We start from the raw sequence: 21,990 nt of genomic DNA on the forward strand, positions 1-21,990 counted from the left end.
AAACATGCGAGAGCGCGCGGCGCGCCTCAGTAAGCCGACGGATAGCCGCGGAACGGCGCAGCGGCGGCCACGTCCGGCGCGCTCGAGATGCGGTCCCGCCCGCGTCGGCCCGCGCCGCCCGCGCGCGGCGCGGCGGACGGCGCCGCGGCCCACCCGGCCGCGCGCGGAGCGGCCCACGCGGCCGCGCCGAGCTGCTCCACCTCCACCGCGGACGGGGGACCGCCCGTGTACACGAACTGCCCGCGCGCGCTCGGCTCGATCGGGATCGACGCGCGCCGCATCGCGCCCTTCACGAGGCAGCGGTAGTGGAGCGTCGACCCGTGCAGGTGCGGCGGCGCATGCAGCCAGAAGCCGTCACCCTGCGGCCGGAACGTGACGCCGGGGGGCGCCCCGCCCACGGGCCTGCGGCCGACCGCGCGGTGCACGAGCAGGCCGATCAGGCCGACGACGGCGCTGGCGAGGACGAGGCCGCCGCCGACGAACCCCACCGTCGCCGCGGTCGACCAGGAGCTCGATCCCGGCGCGCGCGCCGTGGTCCCCGCCGGCTGCGGGGTCGGCGCGGGCGCGGCGGCAGGGGCGCCCGCCGTGAGCGCGGCGACCACGCGGAAGCCGTTGTCCGCGTTGCGGCTGCCGGGGTCGTTGCGGTACCGCGCCGCGGCGCGCAGGTGCTTCGCGTCCTTGAGCCACGATCCGCCGCGCAGCACGCGCCGGGGCTTGTCGCCGGCCGGGGGCGCCGTCTGCTCGGGGTCGACCGCAGGGCCCGGCGCATAGGGGCCGTACCAGTCGCGACACCACTCGTAGACATCGCCGCTCATGTCGTGCAGGCCAAAGGTGTTCGGCTGCTTCTGCCCGACAGGCCTCGTCCCGCTCCCCGCGTTGCCCTTGAACCACCCGATGGCGGCCGCGGCGCTGTCGGCGTCGCCCGCATAGAACCGCGTCTGCGTGCCCGCGCGGTCGGCGTACTCCCACTGCGCCTCGGTCGGCAGGTCGAAGGCGCGGCCGGTCTTCTGCGTCAGCCAGCGGGTGAACTCGCCCGCGTCCTTGAAGGTCACAAGCGTCACCGGGTGCAGGTCGGTCTGCGGGAAGCCGGGAGTCCTCCAGGTGAACTCCTTGCGCTGCGAGAGGCCCTTGCCGTCGAACCCGAACCCGCCCGAGGCGCCGACCTCCGCCTCCGTGCGGTAGCCAGTCTCCGCGGCGAAGCGCGCGAACTGCCCGACCGTGACCGGAAACTTCCCGAGGTAGAAGTCGCGGCCGAGGGTCACCTCCCGGACCGCCTCGTCGTCGCCGCGCCCGACCTCCGCGGGCGGCGAGCCCTGGCGGAAGCGACCCGCCCTCACCAGCACGAGCTCGAGCTGCACCCCCCCGAGGTCGATCGCGACGGCGGGGGCCGGGTCCGCCGCGTGCGCCGCGGCCGGGGCGAGGAGGGTGACGGCCGCCCCGATGACGAGCGCAGGAGGGAGGCGGCGGATGCTGGCGCTGGCGCGGAGCTGCACCGGCCCAGGCTACCAGACCGCGCCGCCGAGGCGAGCTTGCAAAGACCGCAGCATCGCAGGCGCCCGAGCGGCGGTGAACGCCTGGATCGCCCTCGCCGCGCCGGAACAGCGGCGCGCCGGCGCGCCCCCTCCCCCGCGCCGAGGTCGCGACATCGCGTCGCTCAAGAGCGTTTTACGTTTCTTCACTCAACACGTGATCTGAGCCGCACGGGCCCGAAAACACGCCGTTTATGCCGATCAGGGTGACACATCGGAGTCGGGATCGAGGCTCGACAGGCGCCCCTCTGCGTGGCATCCAACGATGCTCGATGCCGGACGCAACAACGGCCTCACGCGCCCCGGCCACGACTCACAGCGAAAGGATGTACACACTGTCGGCCGGGACGTTCGATGTGCCATGGCGAGCGGGCGGGCGCGGGGCGCGGGGCTCGTCCTCCGGCTCCGAGGACGTCGTATCCTTGCTGTGTGATGGCCGCCTCACGATCGATCGTTCAGCGTGGGAGCTCACGACGAACGACCCGCAGCTCGCCTTGAACATCGAGCTTCGAGCAGCTGCACGAGCAAGCGTCGTCGATGAGCCCATCGCCGCAGCGGGTGGCAGCGAGGACAGCAGCGAGGACAGCGGGGAGCTCGACGCAGCGCTGAGCGTAAGCGTCTGCGTGGTGAGCGAGACGATCATCTACCCCCGCGCGTCCGCGTTTGATCTGCAGCGCGGCGCCGACATGGACATTGCTTTTGGCGGTGGCGATCACTATTGCATCGGGGCGACGCTGGCTCGCCTCGAGGGGCGGCTCGCCATCGACACGCTGCTCGGCCGCTCCCCGAGAAGGGGCTCGCGGGGCCGGCCGAGCTGGCACGGCCGCCCTCGATCCTGAAGATGACTTCATTATCCGTCCGCCTCCGCCCCTCGATGGGATGAGGTCGGCCGCGGACGTGCCGGCGCCGAACAGCCGGCGTCGATCGATTTCCTCGGGTGCGCACGCCCTCCGCGAGCCCCCGGGAGCCATGCGCGCGCGACACGACCGGCGCGCGCGAGATGCGATACCAACACACGGCAGGGATCACCTTATGCGAACAACGACCTCACTCATCGCTCTCCTCGGTGCAGTCGCGCTCTTCGGCTGTTCTTCCTCGGACGCCGGTCCGAACACCTCCGAGGACGAGCTGCTGGCGCCGCCGGCCGAAGGTGCCGGCGTGCAGTATCGGATGGTCTCCACCCTCCAGCCGGCGCAGGAGATCGAGCGCTGTCAGCTCTTCGTCGCGCCGCCGGAGGGGCTCAACGTCAACCGGGGGGAGGTGCGGTTCTCCGGCGGGAGCCACCACGTGCTCCTGTACACGACGCCCTACACCTCGATCCCGACCGAGACGCGGCGCGGCGTCGCCCTGGACGCGAGCCAGATCCACGACTGCAACGACGGCCCCCAGGCCGACTGGAAGGTCACCGGCGTGATCGCCGGCTCCCAGTCCCCCGACGGCGACTCCTTCATGGACGAGCTCCCGGAGGGCGTGGCGCTCAAGGTCCCGCCGGGCACGGTGCTCCTCATGAACACCCATTACCTGAACTCGTCGCCTGGGCCCGTCGAGACCGACGCGCGCATCAACCTCTACACGATCCCGGACGACGAGGTGGAGGTCGAGGCGGGCATGCTCTTCCATTACAACCCCTTCATCAGCGTCCCCGCGCACGGAAAGTCCACGGCGCGGATGCGTTGCGTCGCCGAGCACGACATCTCGATCGTGAGGATGCAGTCGCACATGCACCGCCGCGGCGTCGGCTACGTCGCGAACCACGTCGGTATCGACGGCACGATGACCGAGCTCTATGCCCACGACAGGTGGGAGGGGGTCCCGTCGAAGGAGTTCACTCCGCTCCTCGAGCTCAAGGCGGGAGAGTCCCTGGACTACCGCTGCGAGTACAACAACGTCGAGGATCACACCGTCGCGCAGGGCCTGACCACCCGCGACGAGATGTGCATGCTGATCGGGCCGTATTTCCCGCGCTCCCCGGCCTACGAGAACTGCGAGACCGACGATGGCCTGTCCGCCGCGACGTGGATCGGCAGCGGGACGACCACGTGCGCCGAAGCGTTCGAGTGCCTCAGCAACGTCCCCAACGGGGATGACGCCGAGACCTTCGGCTGCGTTGTGAACAGCTGCGCGAACGTCGGGCCCCAGCTCTCGGCGGCGCTCAATTGCCAGATGACGGCAGGGAACGGCGCCTGCACCGAGGCGTGCAGCGGCGAGGACGGCGACGCCTGCAACACGTGCATCGGCACGGCGTGCGCCGCGGCGATGGACGCCTGCCAGGCCGCGACGTGCGTCTGACGTCGCGATGATGGGCGCCGCGGGGCGGCTCCGCTCCGCGGCGATCCTGGTTCAGAACTTCCCCTGGACCTCGATCCGGCCGAGGCCCACGCCGGCGCTCCAGACCACGCCGCGCGGCGCTCGCGGCGGCGCGCCCGCAGCTGCAGCCGCGAGCGCGCCCGCGGCCTCGGGCCCGCTGCCGCCGCCGGGCCGGATCACGAGCAGCACGACGCCCGCCGCGGCCGACGCCGCGCCAACGACGAAGCCCACGGTGGACACATGGCCCAGCGTGGCCGCCGCGTCGGCGTCGCCCTGGAGGTCGGCCGGGCAGCGCCGGCCCTCGCAGCGCGACCTGATGTCCGAGACCTGCGACAGCGACATGAGGCCGGTCACGGCGCCGACGCCGAGGCCCACCGCCCCGAGCCCGAAGGCGACGCCGGCGGGCACCAGCGAGCCGCCGCCCTCCGCCCCTGCCGGCGCCGCGGGCGCGGCGCGAGGCGGCGCCTTGGCCGCGGTCGCCTCCAGCGCGGCGCGCACGCCCGCGAGCTCGGTCTCGGCGTCCTGCCGCGCCTCGAGGAACGCCGTCGGCGGATCCTCCGGGAGCGGCTCGCCGAGGACCTGCTCGTACAGGTCGCGCGCGGCCTCCAGGCGGCCGAGCTTGCGCTGGCACCGCGCCATGTAGAGCACCAGCGTCGGCGCGTGATAGTGCCGATCCGCCTCCTGGAAGACCTCGAGCGCCTCCTGCCAGCGGTCCGCGCCGTACAGCTTGAGCCCCTCGTGCGCCTTGGTCCGGGCGGCCTGCTGCGCCTCCGCGGGCGCTCCGGCCGGCGGCTGCGCCCCGAGCGCCGGCGCTGCAGCCAGCAACGTCACAACGAACGCGCACCGGCGAAGACTGTTCGAGAGCATCATCATCCTTGTCCGTCAGAAGCCGCCAGAGCCCGGCGCAGGCGCCGGAGAGGGCGCGGCGGCCGCGCCTGCTTCACGGCCCCGCGCGCCCGCACACGCCACCTCGCCGCGGCGGCGGTCGGTACCTTAAAGGGAAGCGCACGCCATCGTCCAGCGATGACTCGGACGACCCGCGCCGAGATCGCCCCGGATCCCCGGCGCGCCCGCCGCCTGGCCGACGAGGGCCCCGCGACGCCGCGGAAGCGGCCGGGGACCGCGCGCGCCGCGCGCGTCAATGGCCGATGAGCGGGGCCGACGACGACGCCGCGTCGAAACGGAGTCGATACATTGCACATGTTACGCCTGCAGGCATGACTTGTCGCCTCAACCGCCCGGAGGAACCGCCGACGAGAGCCGGGTCGCGGCTCGACAACCTCCTGTCCGACGAGCGCTCGCTCATGGACCTGCTCCGGGTGGTCACCGTCGACGTCCACGAGGCGGCGGGCGTCGAAGACGCGCTGCACCGTACGATCACGCACATCTGCAGCCATCTCGGATGGCCGGTCGGACACGCGTACATGCCGGCCGCGGACGATGCGTCTCTGCTCCTTCCCACGGCGCTCTGGTACCTGAACGATGAGGTGAAGTTCGCGACCTTCAAGGCCGTCACCGAAGCGTCACAGTTCACCCCGGGGATCGGCCTGCCCGGGCGAGTGCTCGCCTCCAAGCAGCCCGTGTGGGTGCGCAACGTCACGGAGGACGCCAATTTCCCGCGCGCCAGGCTCGCGAAGAACCTGGGCGTGAAGGCGGGGTTCGCGTTCCCCGTGGTGGTCGGCGCGGAGGTCGTGGCCGTGCTGGAGTTCTTCTCCGAGGCCGAGCACGCGGAGGACGGGAAGTTCACGGCGACCATCGGCCGCATCGCGCGGCAGCTCGGCCGCATCTTCGAGCGCAAGCACGGGCAGGAGATGCTGAGCAGGGAGCGGGACTTCGTGGCGGGCGTCATGGACCTCGTCGACGGCCTCATCGTGGTGCTCGACGCGCGCGGCCGCATCGTCCGCACGAACAGCGCCGCCGAGCAGGCGCTGAAGAGCGCGCGGGGGCTCCGGGAGGCCCGCTTCCTCTGGGACCTCACGCCCGATCCGCAGGCGTCGGAGCAGCTCAAAGGCCTCTTCGAGCAGCTCGGCTCGGGCGGGACGAAGAGGCAGGTGGAGGTCTCGTGGACGGCGGCGGACGGCGCCCGCCGGGTGACCGCGTGGTCGGGCGCCGTCCTGCGCGGAAGGGACGCGAGGGCCCGGTTCGTCATCATGACCGGCATCGATCTGACGGAGCGCAAGCGCGCCGAGGAGGAGCGCGCGCGGCTGCAGGAGGAGGTGATCAAGGCCCAGGACGCCGCGCTGGCGAAGCTGTCCGTGCCGCTCATCCCCATCCGCGACGACGTTGTCGTCCTGCCGCTCATCGGCCCGCTCGAGGCCGGGCGGGTGCGCCGCATGAGCGAGGCGCTTTCGCTCGGCGTCGCGAACCGCCGCACGCGGATCGCCATCATCGACCTGACCGGCGTGGACGAGATCGATCCCCAGGCGATGGATGCGCTGCTCGCGGCCGTGCGGGTCGCGGGCCTGCTCGGCGCGCGGGTGGTGCTCACGGGGATCCGCCCCGAGGTCGCCCACCGCCTCGCGGAGCGCGGCGCGGACGTCGGCCGCTGCGCGGTGATGAGCTCCCTCCAGAGCGGGATCGCGTTCGCCATGGCGAGCCGCTGAGGCCCGCTCGGCGCCAGACGTGGTTGTCGCCCGTTTGCAACCGGAACGGCATCATCGCTGCATAGAACAGGGACGAACAGGGACGAACAGCGACGAACAGGCGCGAACGGGCCGCCGTCGCGCCCTCGTTCCGTGCTGTAATGGGACGACCCTGAGAAAGGTCCGGTGCAGCGATATGCTATCGATGTCTTCCCTCCTGAAGCGGTGCTTATGGGTCCGACTGCCTCTGCTCGCGTCGGCGCTCGCCCTGTCCGCGTGCGTGGGCGATCTACAGATCGACGAGGAGGTGGGCCCCGAGGCGGAGCTCGTCGGGGAGCGCAGCGACGCGCTGTCGACGCGCGTCCGGCTCATGGCCGCCAACCTCACGAGCGGCAACAACCAGAGCTACGATCCCGGGCACGGCAAGCGCCTCCTGCAGGGGATCAAGCCCGACATCACCCTGCTGCAAGAGTTCAATTACGGCGGCAACACCCCGTCCGAGCTCCGCACCTTCGTGGACGCGACGTTCGGCACCGGGTTCAGCTATTACCGCGAGAGCGGGGCGCAGATCCCGAACGGGATCGTGAGCCGGTGGCCGATCGTGGCGTCCGGCGAGTGGGACGACACGTCGGTGGGCAACCGGGACTTCGCCTGGGCGCGCATCGATATCCCCGGTCCCGGCCATGTCTTCGCGATCAGCGTCCACCTCCTGACGTCCAGCGCGACGGCGCGCGACACGGAGGCGCAGCACCTCGTCTCGTTCATCGAGGCGAACGTGGCCGCGGGCGATTACCTGGTGATCGGCGGCGACTTCAACACGGGGAGCCGGACCGAGGCGTGCGTCTCGAGCCTCTCGGACGTCGTCGTCACGGCGGGGCCCTATCCCGCCGACAGGAACGGGAACGCGAACACAAACGCCGGCAGGACGAAGCCGTACGACTGGGTGCTCGTCGACGGGGACCTGGAGGCGTACGAGACGGCCGTCGTGATCGGCGGGAGCAGCTTCGCGAACGGCCTCGTGGCGGACACGCGCGTCTACTCGCCGCTGTCCGAGATCAACCCCGCCCTCTCGGCGGACAGCGGCGCATCGAACATGCAGCACATGGGCGTCGTGCGCGACTTCCTGGTCCCTGACGGCGGCGGGGCGGGCGGCGCGGGCGGCGCGGGCGGGGCGGGCGGCGCGGGCGGCGCGGGCGGCGCGGGCGGCGGCGGTACGGGCACGGCCGCCGTGATCATCAACGAGGTCCTCGCGAACGAGCCGGGCAGCAACACGGCCGGCGAGTTCGTGGAGATCGTCAATGTCGGCACAGCGGCGGCGGCCCTCGCCGGGTGGACGATCTCCGACGGCACGTCGACGCGGCACACCTTCCCGGCCGGCGCGTCGCTCGCGCCCTTCACCGCCATCGTGGTGTACGGCGGCGCGTCCGCCGTGCCGAGCGGCAGCGGGGCCGTCGCGGCGTCCACGGGGATGTTGAACCTGGGCAATGGCGGGGACACGGTCACGCTGCGGAGCGCCTCGGGCGCGACCGTGGATGCCGTCACCTACGCGAGCGGGCTCGCGGCGCAGGACGGCGTCTCGATGAACCGCAGCCCCGACGCCTCCCCGGGAGCGCCGTTCGTTCTGCACAGCACCCTTGGCGCCAGCGCCTCTCCGGGCCTCCGCGCCAACGGCACGGCGTTCTGAGGCGCCGCCCGGACACACCCCATCGAGGTCGAGGCCGAGCGCTGAAGCGCCGAGTGCGCCGCTAGAACCCCGATCACATCAGAGTCTCGGGGAAATCAACAGAAGAGAAGAAAACCGCAAGGACGCAAGGGGCGCCAGGGGAAGACAGGAAAACATCTCATCTCTCATCTCTTGCGCCCCTTGCGTCCTTGCGGTTTTTCTCTTTCCCGCATGCTCTTGCAGCTTGCTCCCCGGCAGATCGGCTTTCGCAACCCATTGAATTTAGGCGACTTTCAACCTGCTCGACGCTCCAGCACGAGCCTGCTCGCAACCACGCAAAGGCTGCCTCAGAGGCCGGTATCCCAGGGTTGACGGTCAGCGCCAGGGCTCTAGAAGGTGAACCGCGTCAAGGCCGGAGAGGGACCTGACGCCCAGCCGATCGTTCGAGGCGAGCATCGATCTATCAATGGCAGGAGGGGTGATCCATGAGCAGGCTACGCTGCGGTCTCGCTACCCTGGCCGTCGTATCGTTCACGTCGGCAGCCGCTTATGCGCAGATGATGGTCTATGCGCACTCCGGACCCGTCACCAGGGCTGGCGGTGTCGCCGGGACCACCCACCGGACGTACACCTACCTGTCGATGGGCAAGTGGGAGGAACGAACGAAGAACATCTGGAACGATGGTCTGCAGGAGCCCGAACGCGTGGATTACTATGTCGAGTACGAGCGATCGCCCGGGAAGGTCTGCTTGAGGCACGAGCGCCTGGTCCCCCTCTGCCTCCTCGACGACGGCATCTACATGTACCGCTCGTGGCCGGGGGCCCCCTACCCCCAGAGCGCCGAGGTGCGGTGGTGGAAGCAGCAGGGGAACGGATACTGGCAGTCGGGGAGGCCGTGATCGGGCGCCGCGCTACGACCGCTCCTCGCCTCCCCGGGCGCACGCCGCGAGCGCGGCCGGATCGCCGCGCCGCCACGCCGGAAGGCGCCAGAGCGACTCGACGACGCCGAGCATGACATAAGCGCTGATCGCCCAGGCGAGGACGGGCGCGGGCCCCCAGCGGACGGAGAGGAGCGCGCTGGATCCGACCGCGAGCGCGATCGCCAGGAGCGTGCGGGGATCGAGGCGGAGATCCTTGAACGACCGGAACCGGAGGGTCGACACCATCAGGAACGAGAGGAGCAGCGTCGTCGCGAGCACCGCCAGCTCGACGCCGACGCCTCCGGGCTGCCCGTCCGGGCCGCGATGGTTCATGACGATCGCGAGCAGGATCCCCGCCGCGACGGTGACCGGGAGGCCCACGATGTACCTCGCGGGCGAAGGCGGCCTGCCCGCCTCGCCCCTGGAGAGGACGTTGAAGCGGGCGAGCCGGATCGCGCCGCACGCGGCGAACACGAACCCGCCGAGCACGCCGGCCAGGCCGAGGCGGTGGAGCGCCCACTGGTACACGAGGAGCGCCGGGGCCACGCCGAAGGAGACGAGATCGGCCAGCGAGTCGAGCTGGACCCCAAACGCGCTCTCGGTCCGGGTCATCCGCGCGACGCGGCCATCGAGCGTGTCGAAGAGCATCGCGAAGAGGATGAGCAGCGCAGCGCGCTGGAAGTCGTCGTCGGACCGCGCGGACGCCGAGATCCGTAGTGCGTCGTAGCCGCAGAAGACCGAAGACAGGGTGATCAGATTGGGGAGCAGGTAGAGGTGCCGCCGCGGCGCAGGCCTCGGCCGCTCCAGCGCCGCCTCGCCGCGCGGGCGCTCCGGGCGCGCCCTCGGCCCCTGCCCCGAGCCCGCGGGACACCGCGGCCCGACGCCGGTGTCCCACGCTGCTGGATGATGTTCTGACATGGGGCGATCCCGCGGGACATCGGGGTCGCGCGGCCGAAGGCCGCGGCCCGACGAGCGCGCTCGGCTGGCCTCGTAGTACACAAGACCGCTCGCCTTCAAGCCGAGAGCGCGCGGGCCACGTCGGCGCGTGGCAACGCGGTTACGCGGCGCCGTTCTCGTCATCCCGCGTCGGGATGAGGCGCTCGATCCGCTTCGCGACGGTGAGGATGAACAGGGTAATGACGCTCGCGGCCACCACGAGCCGCCACAGCCCGTATCCGGCGCAGACGCCGAGCCCGGCGGACACCCAGATGGCCGCGGCGGAGGTCAGCCCTGTCACCCTCGGTTTGTCGCTGGCGCGCTGCGATAGCTGGAAGATCTCGCCCGCGCCCAGGAAACCGATGCCCGCCGCGATGCCCTGGGCGACGCGGCTGGCCGAGTCCTCCGAGGCGTCCAGCGCGGCCATGACGAAGATCGCGGCGCCGACGCTCACCAGCATGTGCGTCCGCAGCCCGGCCGGCTTGCCGGCGGCGTGGCGCTCCCAGCCGATGAGCGCGCCCGGGATGAGCGCGAGACCGAGCCGGAAGAAGAGATTCCACAAGGTGCTCCGGGACGGATCCAGCGGGCTCATGCCCAACGCCGTAAAGGGCTCAGCGCCCGGACGCAAGGGCGGATCCCGCCCGTTCCCGGGGAGACGGGTCCAGCGAGGCGCTCAGACCAGCGCCGCGATGACGCCGGCCCCGATGAGCGCGACGGCCCAGGCCCGATCGAGGTTGAACCAGGCGGTGCGGAGGATCGCGACGCCGAGCTTGTGATAGACCACGAGCGCGACCGCGGCGGCCGCCGCCATCATGGCGCCCGTGTGCACGAGGACGGCGGCGAGGTAGCCCAGAGGGCTCGCCAGCGACAGGCCAGCTGCGTTGTGACACCCGCCCCCGTGGCACGGAGCCGGGTCGCCTTCGCCGAGCAGGAAGACCGGGAGCAGCATGAGCCCCGCGCCGTGCGCGGTGGCCATCAGGAAGGACCACCAGGTCAGGTCGAGGAAGCCGACGCGCATCCCGACCCACCTCGGGTGGCGCGGCCTGACGAGCTTGAGCACGCCGAACGCGACAAGCGCGGCCGCCGTGAGCCAGCGGAGCGCCGCGGCGGGGACGCTCGCGAGCCCGACCCCGAACAACGCGACGGTGAGGCCGATCGACGCCGCGTGGCCGAGCGCGATCGGCACGAGCGCCCGCCGCACCGCGCGGCTGCTCCTCTCCTGCAGGCCCAGGGCGACCGCGAACAGCCAGCCCATGCCGGGGTTGATGCCGTGATAGGCGCCGAGGAGCGCCAGCGTGAGCCAGGGCATCATGGCCGGCTACGGATAGCAGAACGAGTCGGACGACGCGTCGCCCCCCTCGAGCCGCACCTGGTGAGGGCGCAGCGCGCCGAAATCGACGAAGAACTCGGGATCGAGCGCCATGCCGCCGCCGGCCGCGACATCGACCTTGGCCATCCAGCCCCCGACGCCCTCCGGATAGAACTGCTCGTCCCACGAGGCATAAAGCGAGTTCGTGAAGTAGACGCGCCGGCCGTCGCGGCTCACCTCGACCATCTGCGGCGCGCCCCGCAGCGGCCCGGAGCGGCGGTGCGCCGCCCTGCGGACGATCCCGCCGAGGTGCACCGAGCCGGTCAGCTTCGGGTGGAACGGGTCCGACACATCGTACTGGCGGAGCTCGCCTGTGCCCCAGCAAGACACGTAGAGGAACCGGTCGTCGAGGGAGAGGTTGATGTCGGTGATCAGGGGCGGCACCGCCTTGAAGCCCTTCAGCAGCGGCGGCAAGAGGTCGGGATCCGCGGGCTCGGCCGGCACCTCGATCACCTTGCGGATCGCCCACCGATCGCCGTCGCGGTGCCAGAGCCAGATCGAGGCGGAGAGATCCTTGACGCTCACGACGACGCCGACGAACCCATACGCCTTGGTCGGGTCGTGGGCAGGCCGGAGCTCCAGCGCCATCTGGTGCTCGTCGCCCAGATCCAGCGCCTGGACGTGCTTGCGCTTCCTCAGGTCCCACACATGGACGCTGTGGCCGTACTTCTTGCCGAGCAGGAGCTCCGGATTCACGCCGTCCTCGATCATCCTCGGCGTCCCCCACTCGCTCGTCAGGAGGGTGTCGTGGCCGAGGTGCCACCAGAAGTCGTAGTGGAGGAACTGGGGCCCGCGATCGATCTCCCAGCGGCCGAGCACATCGAAGCTCTCGCAGTCGAGCACGAAGATGCCCCCCGGCCCGTCGCCGTCAGGGCTGCCGAGCGCGCTCACGTAGATGCCGTCGGGGCCGCAGTGCAGCGTGTGCGGGCGCGAGTAGCCCGCCCGCTTCGCGATCTCCTCGGCGCGCACCGTGTGGACGAGCTCGGGGCGGCGCGGATCGGCCTTGACGTCGAAGACGTAGATGTTCGACGAGCGGAGCGCCGGGAGCAGGAGAAAGCGGCGCTCGACGTGGGGGTGCGGCGCATAGGGGCACAGGGCGGCGCTGCACGCGTTCCAGCCGGAGTGGTGGAGCTCGTCGCCGTAAGTCGGCAGCTCGTTGACCGAGACAAGGGTGCCGTACGCCGGCGACGTCGGATCGAGATCGACGACCGTCAGCGCGTCATGGCGCAGCTCGCCCTGGCGCTTCAGCGCGGCGCCCGCGTCGAGCGCGGTCACGTAGGCCAGCCGCTCGGGCGGCGCCTCCATCGCCAGGCGCGGCGACGGATAAAAGGTGGGATCCGGACGAAACCGCATGCGCTGCGTCTCCTTGAGTTCGGTGCGTTCGCGTGTTCTTCCAGGCGCCGCCGGCGAGGACCAGCGCGCGCTGCCCGCGGCGTGAAGCCGTGGAGGGCAGCGGGCGACCTGGCCGATGCGCTTCACCCCCCGGGCAGCTCCGCGCATCGGGCCGGACCCGATCAGACCGTCGACGTGAATCCGTTATAACAGATACGCCGGACCGGGTCTACCGTCCCGGCAGAGGCCTCGCGCCGCGTCTTCGCTGCAGGGGTCGATGCGCGGCTCAAGGCGCCGGGCGGAGACGGGCGGGGCGCGCGATCCGTCGATCGCGCGCCGGCGCCCTCCGGGCTTACCCCTGCAGATCGGTGCTGAGGAACACCTCGTGGATATCGAGCTTGCTCGGGCCCGCGAACATCTCCTTCGGCGCGCGGTTCCTGTGCGCCTCCGCGAACGCGGGGCTCCTCGTCCAGGCGATGAAGTCGTCCATGGACCGCCACCAGGTCTTCACCTCGTAGAACCCCTGCGCGTCCGGGTCCGGGCTCCACGCGCCGGTGGCGTGATCCAGCTTCATCGGCTTCGGCCGGTGGACCTCGTTCCGGATGAAGCCGGGCGCCTGATCGACCAGGTGGACCCTGTTCTTGAAGCGATCCTCGAAGTCAGCCTCGTGGCCCTCGGCGACGGGAATGCGGTTTGTGACGACGATCATGGCTCCTCTCCTTGCTGGTTGCTCGTACGGGAGGCCCGCACGGCGCGGACGACGGCGAGCTTAGCAGCGCTCGCGCCCCGCCGGGGCAACGCCGCGCTCGCTGCCCCCGCTCGAACCCAATCATCCGAGAATTTTTTGGAGCTCAGCACAATGGCGCTCGCCTAATCGACCGTCCGAAAATCCCCGATGGGCTTGCGAGAGCTCGCGTACTTCCGAGCGGAGATCGAGAAATCACACGGAGTAGGTCTTATCGACCATCCTAGTGAACCATGCTTGCGTGATTGTGAGCTACATGATACTCGGATGGCGTCCGGGGCAGCGATCCTACGATATCCGTAGTCAACGGAACCGGACACGAGAGCAGCGATCCGTTGGAGCACGATCTCATGGCGAGGGGACCTCATCCTCCGGCCTCACCTGGCCTCGCTCGCCTCGCCTGCTCCGCCTGGGCGCGCGGCGCCTTCGCCGCGCGCCGACCATGATATAGAGGCATATGACCAGTCACGTCCTCATCACCGGTGGAGCGGGGTTCATTGGCTCTCACGTGGCCGACGAGCTCCTGCGCCAGGGGGTTCGCGTCCGGGCGCTCGACAGCCTGGTTCCCCAGGTGCACGGCCCCGAGCGCCGCCGTCCGGCGTACCTCGACCCGGAAGTCGAGCTCATCGTGGGCGACGTCCGCGACCGGGAGGTGGTGAAATCGGCGCTCCGCGGCGTGGACGCGGTGATCCACTTCGCGTCGATGGTCGGGGTCGGACAGAGCATGTACAAGATCGCGGAGTACACCGCGATCAACAACGTCGGCACCGCCGTGCTCCTCGAGGAGCTCGCCGAGAAGCCTGTCTCGAGGCTGCTCGTCGCCTCCAGCATGAGCGTGTATGGCGAGGGGCTCTACCGGACGGCCTCCGGCGCGGTGGTCCCCGGCGCGAGCCGGCCGCTCGAGCAGCTCAGGCGCGGCGACTGGGAGGTCCGGAGCGAGGCCGGCGAGGCGCTCGTGCCCATCCCGACCCCCGAGTCCAAGCCCCCGTCGCTCGAGTCGGTCTATGCGCTCTCCAAGTACGACCAGGAGCGGCTCTGCCTGATGATCGGGCGCGCCTACCAGATCCCGACCGTCGCCCTCCGCTTCTTCAACGTGTACGGCCGCCGTCAGGCCCTCTCCAACCCGTACACCGGCGTCCTCGCCATCTTCGGTGCCAGGCTCCTCAACGACCGTCCCCCCGTGATCTTCGAGGACGGGCTGCAGCGGCGCGATCTCGTGAGCGTCACCGACGTCGCCCGCGCCTGCGTGCTGGCCCTCGGCGCCGACGCCGCGGTGGGCCAGGTGCTCAACATCGGCAGCGGGCGGTCGTACACCGTGCGCGAGGTCGCCGAGCGCGTCCGCGAGGCGATGGGGAAGGACGGTATCGAGCCCGAGATCGTCGGGAGAGCGCGGCTGGGCGACGTCCGACACTGCTTTGCCGACATCGGCGCGGCGCAGCAGAAGATCGGGTATTCGCCCCGGGTCTCGCTCGAGGAGGGGCTCCGCGATCTCGCCGACTGGCTCGAGGGGCAGGTGGCGAAGGACGCTGTCGCCCAGGCCCGCGCCGAGCTGGAATCCCGGGGGCTGACGGTATGAGCGCCGCGGCCCTCGACCCGGGCGGCGCGACCGGAGCGAAAGGACGCCCGGCGCTGATCACCGGCGGCGCCGGCTTCGTCGGGGCCAACGTGGCCCACCGCCTGCTCCAGGCGGGAGAGGCGGTGATCCTCTTCGACAACCTCTCCCGCCCCTCGGTGGCGCGCAACGTCGAGTGGCTGAGGCGCACGCACGGCGACCGCGTCACGCTGATCACCGGCGACGTGAGGGACGCCCGCGCGGTCGCCGCCGCGGTCCGGCGCGCCTCCAGCGTCTTCCACTTCGCCGCCCAGGTCGCCGTGACGACGAGCCTCGTCCAGCCGGTGGAAGACTTCGAGATCAACGCCCGGGGGACGCTCAACGTCCTGGAGGCGATCCGCGCCGAGAGCGCCCCGCCGCCGCTCCTCTTCACGTCCACAAACAAGGTATACGGCGGCCTCCCCGACGTCCCGCTCTCGTGCGGCGCGCGGCGATACGAGCCGGCGGATCCCGAGCTCCGGGCCTCCGGCGTCTCCGAGGCCCGCCCGCTCGATTTCCACAGCCCCTATGGCTGCTCGAAGGGCACGGCGGACCAGTACGTCATCGATTATGCCCGCACGTTCGGGCTCCCCGCGGCGGTGTTCCGGATGAGCTGTATCTACGGTCCTCGCCAGTTCGGGACAGAGGACCAGGGGTGGGTCGCTCATTTCCTCCTCCAGGCGCTCCGGCGGGAGCCGATCACCCTCTACGGCGACGGGATGCAGGTCCGGGACGTGCTCTTCATCGACGACCTCGTCGACGCCTTCCTCCTCGCCCGCAGGGACATCCGGCAGATCTCCGCGTCGGCGTTCAATATCGGCGGGGGCCCGGAGAACACCCTCTGCCTGCTCGAATTGCTCGACCTCATCGAGGAGCTCGACGGCAAGCGCCCCGCGATCGGCTTCGAGGCGTGGCGGCCGGGCGATCAGCGGTACTACGTCTCCGATTGCCGCCGGTTCTCCGCCGCCACGGGGTGGTGGCCGCGCGTCCGGGTCCGCGAAGGGGTGCGCAGGCTGCACGGCTGGCTGCGAGAGATGGCGGAGGCGACCGGCGCCGGGAAGGCCGCCGCCGGCCAGGCCGCGACGGAGCCGTGCACGCGAGGCGCCCCGTGAGGCTCGCGCTCGTCAACCCGGCGTGGAGCTTCGAGGGGAGCATTTACTTTGGCTGCCGCGAGCCTCATTTGCCGCTCGAGTACGGCTACGCCAGGGCGCTGCTCGAGGCCGCGGGGCACGAGGCGACCATCGTCGACGCCCAGGCCCGGAGCCTCACCCACGACGCCCTCCGCGGCGAGGTGGCCGCGCTCCGCGCCGACGCCATCGTTGTGACCACCGCGCCGAGCTACCTCTTCTGGCGCTGCGCCCCGCCCGAGCTCCGCGTCCCGCAGCAGGCGCTCCATGCGCTCCGCGGTCTGCCAGGGCTCCGGCTCGCCGTGGGGCCCCACGCCTCCACCACCCCACGCGCCACCCTGCGCAAGCTCGGGGTCGACGCGGTGGTGATGGGCGAGTGCGAGGACGTGCTTGTGGAGCTCGCCGATCGCCCGCGATCGCGCTGGGGCGAGATCGACTCCATCGCATCTCTGGAAGGCGAGGAGGCGCGCGTGCAGGGCGGCCCGCGCGCGTCGGACATGGGCCGGCTGCCGGCCGTCCGCTGGGAAGAGGCCACGGTGGCGCGCCACGCCCACCACCACCACCGCTTCGACACGACGCCGATCGGCCCAGGCGCCGAGATCGAGGCGTCCCGAGGGTGCCCGTACCACTGCACCTTCTGCGCGAAGGACAACTTCCGCGACGGCTACCGCAAACGCCCCCTCGAGGTGCTCCTCGACGAGCTCGACGGGCTCATCGCCCAGGGCGTTCGTTATGTCTATTTCATCGACGAGATCTTCCTCCCCGATCGCCCGCTGCTCGAGGCGCTCGTGGATCGCCCGGTGTCGTTCGGCGTCCAGATGCGCGTCGACAACTGGAGCCGGGAGATGCTCGACCTGCTCGGGAGGGCAGGGTGCGTGTCGATCGAAGCAGGGGTGGAGAGCGTCACCCCGGAGGGCAGGAGCCTCTTGGCCAAGCGCTGCAAGCTCTCGACCGAGCAGCTCGGTGATCTGCTGATCCACGCCAAGAAGAGCGTCCCTTTCGTCCAGGCGAACCTGATCCTGTCGCCCACGGACGAGCCCGCGGACGTCGCCGCCTTCCGTGAGCGGCTCCAGCAGCACGGCGTGTGGGCGAACGAGCCGGTGCCGATGTTCCCTTACCCGGGCTCGCCCGAGTACACAACGCGCTGGGGCGCCCCCGACGATGATGCGTGGGAGCGCTCGGTCGCGCACTACCTCGATCGGTTCGATCGCTTCAGCGATCTCCAGGACAGCCGCCCTCTCCCGCTCTCCGCGCTGGAGATCGCGCCCCCCGGCCATGGCTGACCTCCCGCACGGCCCAGGCTCCGTCCTGATGACCGCCGACACGGTGGGAGGCGTCTTCTCCTATGCGATCGAGCTCTCGCGCGCGCTCGCGGCGCGCGGGGTCCGGACGTCGCTCGCCACGCTGGGCGGGCCGCTCTCGGCGTCCCAGCGCGAGGCCGCCGGCCGCGTGCCGGGGCTCGCCGTGTTCGAGAGCTCCTTCCGGCTCGAGTGGATGGACGATCCCTGGGACGACGTCGCGCGCGCCGGGGACTGGCTCCTCGAGCTCGAAGAGCGCGTCCGCCCGGCGGTGATCCACCTGAACGGCTATGCGCACGGCGCCCTCGGCTTCCGCGCCCCGAAGGTCGTGGTGGCCCACTCGTGCGTGCTCTCCTGGTGGGCCGCGGTCCTCGGCGGGGAGGCGCCGCCTCGGTACGATCGCTACCGGCGCGAGGTCGCGCGGGGGCTCGCCGCCGCGTCGGCGGTTGTGGCGCCGACCCGGGCGATGCTCGACGCCCTCCTGCACCACCACGGCCCGCTCCCCGAGGGCGCGCGGGCGGTGGTGATCCCGAACGCCGCCGATCCCGAGCGGTTCGCCCCGCGCCCCAAGGAGGAGCTCGTCCTCGCGGTCGGGCGGCTCTGGGACCAGGCCAAGAACATCGAGGCGCTCGGCGAGGTGGCCCCTCACCTGCCCTGGCCTGTCCAGGTGGCCGGGAGCGACGTCCGCCCCGGCGGGGACGCGGGCGCGACACCCCTCCCCTCGCTCGAGCGCCTCGGCGTGCTCTCGCCGTCCGGCGTCGCCGCCGCGCTCGGCCACGCGTCGATCTACGCTCACCCGGCCCGCTACGAGCCGTTCGGCCTGTCGGTCCTGGAGGCGGCGCTCTCCGGGTGCGCCCTGGTCCTGGGCGACATCCCCAGCCTGCGCGAGGTCTGGCGGGACGCGGCCCTCTACGTGGATCCCGGCGACACGGAGGCCCTCCGGCGCGCGCTCCGGGCGCTCATCGACGCGCCCGGCGCGCGGCGCGAGATGGCCGCGCGCGCCCGCGCCCGCGCCCTCGACTTCTCGCCGCGGCGGATGGCCCGCGGCTACCTGAGCCTCTACGGCGAGCTCCTCCGGCGTGGGCCCGGCGGGGAGCGCTCGCCGTCGCGCGAGACGCGCGAGACCGCGTCGGGTGCCGCCGCGACCCCCGAGAGGCAGAGGAAGGCGAGCGCGCCATGCGCATAGCCCTGTTCTGCCATTCGCTGCTCTCCGACTGGAACCACGGGAACGCGCACTTCCTCCGCGGCGTCGTCACCGAGCTCGCCGAGCGCGGGCACGAGGTCCGCGCCTTCGAGCCGAGGGACGCCTGGAGCCTCCAGAACCTCGTCGCCGATCACGGCGAGGCGCCGCTGCGCGAGGTGAGGGAGGTCTACCCGCGCGTCGCTCCGATCCGCTACGACCTCGCCTCGCTCGACCTGGACGAAGCGCTCGAGGGCGCCTCGCTTGTCATCGTCCACGAGTGGAGCGAGCCCGAGCTTGTCGCCCGCATCGGCGCGCACCGGGCACGCGCGTCGTACCGGCTGCTCTTCCACGACACGCACCACCGGTCGATCACGGATCCCGGGGCCATGGCCCGCTACGACCTCGCCCGTTACGACGGCGTCCTCGCCTTCGGCCGGGTGATCCGCGACATCTACCTCGCGCGCCGCTGGGCCCGGCGGGCCTTCGTCTGGCACGAGGCCGCGGACGTCCGGGTGTTCCGCCCGGTCCGCGGGGCCCGGCCGGAGCGCGATCTCGTGTGGATCGGCAACTGGGGCGACGAGGAACGCACCCGGGAGCTCGACGCGTTCCTGATCGGCCCGGCGCGCGATCTCGGCCTCTCCGCCCGCGTGTACGGGGTGCGCTACCCCGAGCACGCCCGCGCCGCGCTCGACGCGGCCGGCATCGAGCACCGGGGCTGGCTCCCCAACTACCGCGCGCCCGAGGCGTTCGCGCGGGCCAAGGTGACCGTCCACGTCCCGAGGAGGCCTTACGTCGCCTCGCTCCCGGGGATACCGACCATCCGGCCGTTCGAGGCCATGGCGTGCGCCATCCCGCTGGTCTGCTCGCCGTGGAGCGACGCCGAGGGGCTGTTCTCACCCGGGCTCGACTACCTCGTCGCCCGGGACGGCGACGAGATGAAGCGGCACCTCGCGGCCCTCCTCGCCGAGCCCGCCCTGGCCGCCGAGCTGGCGGAGCGGGGGCGCAGGACGATCCTCGCGCGCCACACGTGCGCCCACCGGGTCGACGAGCTCCTCGGCATCTCCGCCGATCTCGGCGTCGAGGTCGACCGCCCCGCGCCCACCGCCTCAACCCAGCGAGCCACGTCATGAACCGACGCAACCGACGCCCGACCCCGAGCCGATCGCTCGACATCGCCTTCTTCGGATCGAGCCTCGTCTCGGCCTACTGGAACGGCGCCGCCACCTACTACCGCGGCGTCCTCCGCGCCCTCGCGGCGCGAGGGCACCGCATCACCTTTCACGAGCCGGACGCCTACGACCGGCAGAAGCACCGCGACATCGAGGATCCGCCGTGGGCCCGCGTCGTTGTCTACTCCGGCACGGACCCGGCGGAGCCCAGGCGGCTCGTCGAGCAGGCCAGGAGCGCCGACGTCGTCGTCAAGGCCAGCGGCGTCGGCGTCTTCGACGAGCTCCTCGAGGCCGAGGTCGCCGCGCTCGATCGACCGGGGCTCACGACGATCTTCTGGGACGTCGACGCCCCGGCCACGCTCGAGCGGGTCCGCGCCGCGCCGTCGGATCCCTTCCGCGCGCTCATCCCGCGCTACGGCCTGGTCTTCACCTACGGCGGCGGCGACCCGGTGGTGCGCGGCTACGAGGCGCTCGGCGCGCGGCGCTGCGTGCCGATCTACAACGCGCTCGACCCCGAGACCCACTTCGAGGTCGCGCCAGACCCTCGATTTTGTTGCGATTTTGCGCTCCTCGCCAACCGCCTCCCGGACCGGGAGCGGCGCGTCGAGGAGTTCTTCCTCCGGCCCGCGGCCGCGCTCCCTGCGCTCCGCTTCCTCCTGGGCGGCAGCGGCTGGCAGGACAAGGTGATGCCCCCGAACGTCCGGTACGTCGGGCACGTCTACACCGCGGATCACAACGCCTTCAACGCCGGCGCCCGCGCGGTGCTGAACGTGGCCCGCGACAGCATGGCGTCGGTCGGCTTCTCCCCGGCGACCCGGGTGTTCGAGGCCGCGGGCGCGGCCGCGTGCCTCATCACCGACGCGTGGGAGGGGATCGAGCTCTTCCTCGCGCCCGGGCGCGAGGTGCTCGTCGCCAGGAGCGGCGATGAGGTCGCGGAGATCCTGCGGACGCTCACGCCCGAGCGGGCCCGCGCCATCGGCAGGGCGGCGAGGCAGCGCGTGCTCGCGGAGCACACGTACGCCGAGCGCGCGAGGCAGGTCGAGGCGCTGCTGGCGCGCCCCGACGGCAGAACCCTCACCGCGATCGCCCCGTGAAGCCCATCTCCTTCGTCTTCCTGGGCCTGTCGATCACCTCGTCGTGGGGCAACGGCCACGCGACGACCTACCGCGGGCTGCTCAGGCGGCTGGCCCAACGGGGGCACAGCGTGCTGTTCCTGGAGCGGGACCTCTCGTTCTACGCGGAGAACCGCGACCTCCCGAGCCCGCCGTACGGCCGGACCGAGCTCTACCTTGGGCTCGACGATCTCCGCGCGCGCTTCGCGGGCGCGATCCGCGACGCGGACATGGTGGTCGTCGGATCCTACGTGCCCGACGGGGCCGAGATCGGCGCCTGGGTGACGGCGACGGCGCGCGGGAAGACCGCGTTCTACGACATCGACACGCCGGTGACGCTCAAGCAGATCGAGCGCGGCGGCGCCGCGTACCTGTCTCCGGCGCTGATCCCGCGGTACGACCTGTACCTCTCGTTCACCGGCGGCCCGACGCTCGAGCGGCTCGAGCGCCGCCACGGCGCGAAGCGGGCGCGCCCGCTCTACTGCTCGGTGGATCCGGACGAGTATTTCCCCGAGCGCGCGTCGCCCCGGTGGGATCTCGGCTACCTCGGCACCTACAGCGCCGATCGCCAGCCCACGCTGGATCGCCTCCTCGTCGCGCCGGCGCGCCGCTGGGGGCGGGGTCGCTTCGTGGTCGCCGGGCCGCAGTACCCGGCGGACCTCGGCTGGCCCACCAACGTCGACCGCACGGATCACGTCCCGCCGGGCGAGCACCGCGGCTTTTACGGCGCGCAGCGCTTCACGCTCAACGTCACCCGCCGCGACATGATCGAGGCCGGGTACTCGCCGAGCGTGCGCCTCTTCGAGGCCGCGGCCTGCGGGGTGCCGGTGATCAGCGACGACTGGCCGGGGCTCGACGAGCTCTTCGAGCCCGGCAAGGAGATCCTCGTGGCCCGCTCCTCGGACGAGGTGCTCCACCTGCTCCGCGAGCTCCCGGAGCGGGAGCGGATCGCGATCGGCCAGCGGGCGCGCGAGCGCGTGCTCGCCCGGCACACCGCGGCGCACCGCGCCGAGGCGCTCGAGAGGTACGCACGGGAGCTGCTCGACGAGCGGGGCGAACAGGAGCGCCCAGAGGACCGGGGATGATGACGTCGACGTGGGAAGTCGACCTGGAGAGAAAGGTCAGAG

19 protein-coding genes are annotated in these 21,990 nt (G+C 71.7%); 12 read left to right on the forward strand and 7 right to left on the reverse strand.

The genetic code is table 11. The features are described from left to right. Window positions 1-26: 26 nt before the first annotated feature. The gene (locus WME90_RS35425) at window positions 27-1,493 is read right to left on the reverse strand and encodes a formylglycine-generating enzyme family protein (protein WP_437276478.1); all 1,467 of its coding nucleotides are present in this window, start codon (window positions 1,491-1,493) and stop codon (window positions 27-29) included. A 362-nt stretch (window positions 1,494-1,855) separates the two neighbouring features. Between WME90_RS35425 and WME90_RS35430 the strand changes: the two genes are divergently transcribed. Together WME90_RS35430 and WME90_RS35435 are read left to right on the forward strand one after the other, a co-directional pair. Next, window positions 1,856-2,368 (forward strand): hypothetical protein, encoded by a 513-nt coding sequence (locus WME90_RS35430; RefSeq protein WP_437276479.1) that lies wholly within the window; start codon window positions 1,856-1,858, stop codon window positions 2,366-2,368. 193 nt (window positions 2,369-2,561) lie between these two features. Next, on the forward strand, window positions 2,562-3,818 hold the full coding sequence (locus tag WME90_RS35435; RefSeq protein WP_437276480.1) for a hypothetical protein: 1,257 nt from the start codon (window positions 2,562-2,564) through the stop codon (window positions 3,816-3,818). 51 nt (window positions 3,819-3,869) lie between these two features. On the opposite strand, the gene WME90_RS35440 is transcribed toward WME90_RS35435, so the two are convergent. Next, window positions 3,870-4,703 carry a tetratricopeptide repeat protein gene (locus WME90_RS35440; protein WP_437276481.1) on the reverse strand — a complete coding sequence of 278 codons (834 nt, stop codon included), beginning with the start codon at window positions 4,701-4,703 and terminating at the stop codon, window positions 3,870-3,872. Window positions 4,704-5,053: 350 nt separating this feature from the next. Between WME90_RS35440 and WME90_RS35445 the strand changes: the two genes are divergently transcribed. The 3 genes from WME90_RS35445 (at window position 5,054) to WME90_RS35455 (ending at window position 8,980) form a co-directional block, all read left to right on the forward strand. Then, window positions 5,054-6,439 carry an STAS domain-containing protein gene (locus WME90_RS35445; RefSeq protein WP_437276482.1) on the forward strand — a complete coding sequence of 462 codons (1,386 nt, stop codon included), beginning with the start codon at window positions 5,054-5,056 and terminating at the stop codon, window positions 6,437-6,439. A 175-nt stretch (window positions 6,440-6,614) separates the two neighbouring features. Beyond that, window positions 6,615-8,102 (forward strand): lamin tail domain-containing protein, encoded by a 1,488-nt coding sequence (locus WME90_RS35450; RefSeq protein ID WP_437276483.1) that lies wholly within the window; start codon window positions 6,615-6,617, stop codon window positions 8,100-8,102. A gap of 464 nt (window positions 8,103-8,566) precedes the next feature. After that, complete coding sequence (locus WME90_RS35455; protein ID WP_437276484.1) at window positions 8,567-8,980, forward strand: hypothetical protein; 414 nt, start codon at window positions 8,567-8,569, stop codon at window positions 8,978-8,980. Between the two features lie 12 nt (window positions 8,981-8,992). Here WME90_RS35455 and pssA read toward each other — a convergent pair whose 3' ends face one another. From pssA to WME90_RS35480, 5 genes are all read right to left on the reverse strand, one after another. Continuing rightward, window positions 8,993-9,919, reverse strand: coding sequence for a CDP-diacylglycerol--serine O-phosphatidyltransferase (gene pssA / locus WME90_RS35460; RefSeq protein ID WP_437276485.1), 927 nt, complete (start codon window positions 9,917-9,919; stop codon window positions 8,993-8,995). A gap of 139 nt (window positions 9,920-10,058) precedes the next feature. After that, complete coding sequence (locus WME90_RS35465; protein WP_437276486.1) at window positions 10,059-10,529, reverse strand: MgtC/SapB family protein; 471 nt, start codon at window positions 10,527-10,529, stop codon at window positions 10,059-10,061. 81 nt (window positions 10,530-10,610) lie between these two features. After that, window positions 10,611-11,249: a hypothetical protein gene (locus WME90_RS35470; protein ID WP_437276487.1), complete on the reverse strand. Its 639-nt coding sequence runs from the start codon at window positions 11,247-11,249 to the stop codon at window positions 10,611-10,613. 6 nt (window positions 11,250-11,255) lie between these two features. After that, the gene (locus WME90_RS35475; RefSeq protein WP_437276488.1) at window positions 11,256-12,659 is read right to left on the reverse strand and encodes a selenium-binding protein SBP56-related protein; all 1,404 of its coding nucleotides are present in this window, start codon (window positions 12,657-12,659) and stop codon (window positions 11,256-11,258) included. Between the two features lie 331 nt (window positions 12,660-12,990). Continuing rightward, the gene (locus tag WME90_RS35480; protein WP_437276489.1) at window positions 12,991-13,347 is read right to left on the reverse strand and encodes an antibiotic biosynthesis monooxygenase family protein; all 357 of its coding nucleotides are present in this window, start codon (window positions 13,345-13,347) and stop codon (window positions 12,991-12,993) included. 493 nt (window positions 13,348-13,840) lie between these two features. Between WME90_RS35480 and WME90_RS35485 the strand changes: the two genes are divergently transcribed. From WME90_RS35485 to WME90_RS35515, 7 genes are read left to right on the forward strand one after another with little or no spacing between them, the layout of a single operon-like run. Further along, entirely contained in the window at window positions 13,841-14,959 is a 1,119-nt protein-coding gene (locus WME90_RS35485) for an NAD-dependent epimerase/dehydratase family protein (protein ID WP_437276490.1), read from the forward strand. Further along, entirely contained in the window at window positions 14,956-16,086 is a 1,131-nt protein-coding gene (locus WME90_RS35490) for an SDR family NAD(P)-dependent oxidoreductase (protein ID WP_437276491.1), read from the forward strand. The genes WME90_RS35485 and WME90_RS35490 overlap by 4 nt, the downstream gene beginning before the upstream one ends. After that, window positions 16,083-17,384 (forward strand): TIGR04295 family B12-binding domain-containing radical SAM protein, encoded by a 1,302-nt coding sequence (locus WME90_RS35495; RefSeq protein WP_437276492.1) that lies wholly within the window; start codon window positions 16,083-16,085, stop codon window positions 17,382-17,384. Before WME90_RS35490 ends, WME90_RS35495 begins: the two co-directional genes overlap by 4 nt. Then, window positions 17,377-18,585 (forward strand): glycosyltransferase family 4 protein, encoded by a 1,209-nt coding sequence (locus WME90_RS35500; protein WP_437276493.1) that lies wholly within the window; start codon window positions 17,377-17,379, stop codon window positions 18,583-18,585. Before WME90_RS35495 ends, WME90_RS35500 begins: the two co-directional genes overlap by 8 nt. Then, on the forward strand, window positions 18,576-19,712 hold the full coding sequence (locus WME90_RS35505; RefSeq protein ID WP_437276494.1) for a CgeB family protein: 1,137 nt from the start codon (window positions 18,576-18,578) through the stop codon (window positions 19,710-19,712). The genes WME90_RS35500 and WME90_RS35505 overlap by 10 nt, the downstream gene beginning before the upstream one ends. Continuing rightward, the gene (locus WME90_RS35510; protein ID WP_437276495.1) at window positions 19,709-20,845 is read left to right on the forward strand and encodes a CgeB family protein; all 1,137 of its coding nucleotides are present in this window, start codon (window positions 19,709-19,711) and stop codon (window positions 20,843-20,845) included. Before WME90_RS35505 ends, WME90_RS35510 begins: the two co-directional genes overlap by 4 nt. Continuing rightward, entirely contained in the window at window positions 20,842-21,948 is a 1,107-nt protein-coding gene (locus WME90_RS35515; RefSeq protein WP_437276496.1) for a CgeB family protein, read from the forward strand. Before WME90_RS35510 ends, WME90_RS35515 begins: the two co-directional genes overlap by 4 nt. The last annotated feature ends 42 nt before the right edge of the window (window positions 21,949-21,990 follow it).

The organism is Sorangium sp. So ce375 (assembly GCF_051473855.1).
Classification (GTDB): Bacteria; Myxococcota_A; Polyangia; order Polyangiales; family Polyangiaceae; genus Sorangium.

Excerpts from the sequence above, each read along its gene's own strand:
- WME90_RS35490 (WP_437276491.1), top strand. The coding sequence starts at position 14,956 with ATGAGCGCCGCGGCCCTCGACCCGGGCGGCGCGACCGGAGCGAAAGGA.
- WME90_RS35450 (WP_437276483.1), top strand. The coding sequence starts at position 6,615 with ATGCTATCGATGTCTTCCCTCCTGAAGCGGTGCTTATGGGTCCGACTG.
- WME90_RS35480 (WP_437276489.1), bottom strand. The coding sequence starts at position 13,347 with ATGATCGTCGTCACAAACCGCATTCCCGTCGCCGAGGGCCACGAGGCT.
- WME90_RS35465 (WP_437276486.1), bottom strand. The coding sequence starts at position 10,529 with ATGAGCCCGCTGGATCCGTCCCGGAGCACCTTGTGGAATCTCTTCTTC.
- WME90_RS35505 (WP_437276494.1), top strand. The coding sequence starts at position 18,576 with ATGCGCATAGCCCTGTTCTGCCATTCGCTGCTCTCCGACTGGAACCAC.
- WME90_RS35475 (WP_437276488.1), bottom strand. The coding sequence starts at position 12,659 with ATGCGGTTTCGTCCGGATCCCACCTTTTATCCGTCGCCGCGCCTGGCG.
- WME90_RS35430 (WP_437276479.1), top strand. The coding sequence starts at position 1,856 with ATGTACACACTGTCGGCCGGGACGTTCGATGTGCCATGGCGAGCGGGC.
- WME90_RS35435 (WP_437276480.1), top strand. The coding sequence starts at position 2,562 with ATGCGAACAACGACCTCACTCATCGCTCTCCTCGGTGCAGTCGCGCTC.
- pssA (WP_437276485.1), bottom strand. The coding sequence starts at position 9,919 with ATGTCAGAACATCATCCAGCAGCGTGGGACACCGGCGTCGGGCCGCGG.
- WME90_RS35445 (WP_437276482.1), top strand. The coding sequence starts at position 5,054 with ATGACTTGTCGCCTCAACCGCCCGGAGGAACCGCCGACGAGAGCCGGG.
- WME90_RS35470 (WP_437276487.1), bottom strand. The coding sequence starts at position 11,249 with ATGATGCCCTGGCTCACGCTGGCGCTCCTCGGCGCCTATCACGGCATC.
- WME90_RS35455 (WP_437276484.1), top strand. The coding sequence starts at position 8,567 with ATGAGCAGGCTACGCTGCGGTCTCGCTACCCTGGCCGTCGTATCGTTC.
- WME90_RS35510 (WP_437276495.1), top strand. The coding sequence starts at position 19,709 with ATGAACCGACGCAACCGACGCCCGACCCCGAGCCGATCGCTCGACATC.
- WME90_RS35485 (WP_437276490.1), top strand. The coding sequence starts at position 13,841 with ATGACCAGTCACGTCCTCATCACCGGTGGAGCGGGGTTCATTGGCTCT.
- WME90_RS35440 (WP_437276481.1), bottom strand. The coding sequence starts at position 4,703 with ATGCTCTCGAACAGTCTTCGCCGGTGCGCGTTCGTTGTGACGTTGCTG.
- WME90_RS35500 (WP_437276493.1), top strand. The coding sequence starts at position 17,377 with ATGGCTGACCTCCCGCACGGCCCAGGCTCCGTCCTGATGACCGCCGAC.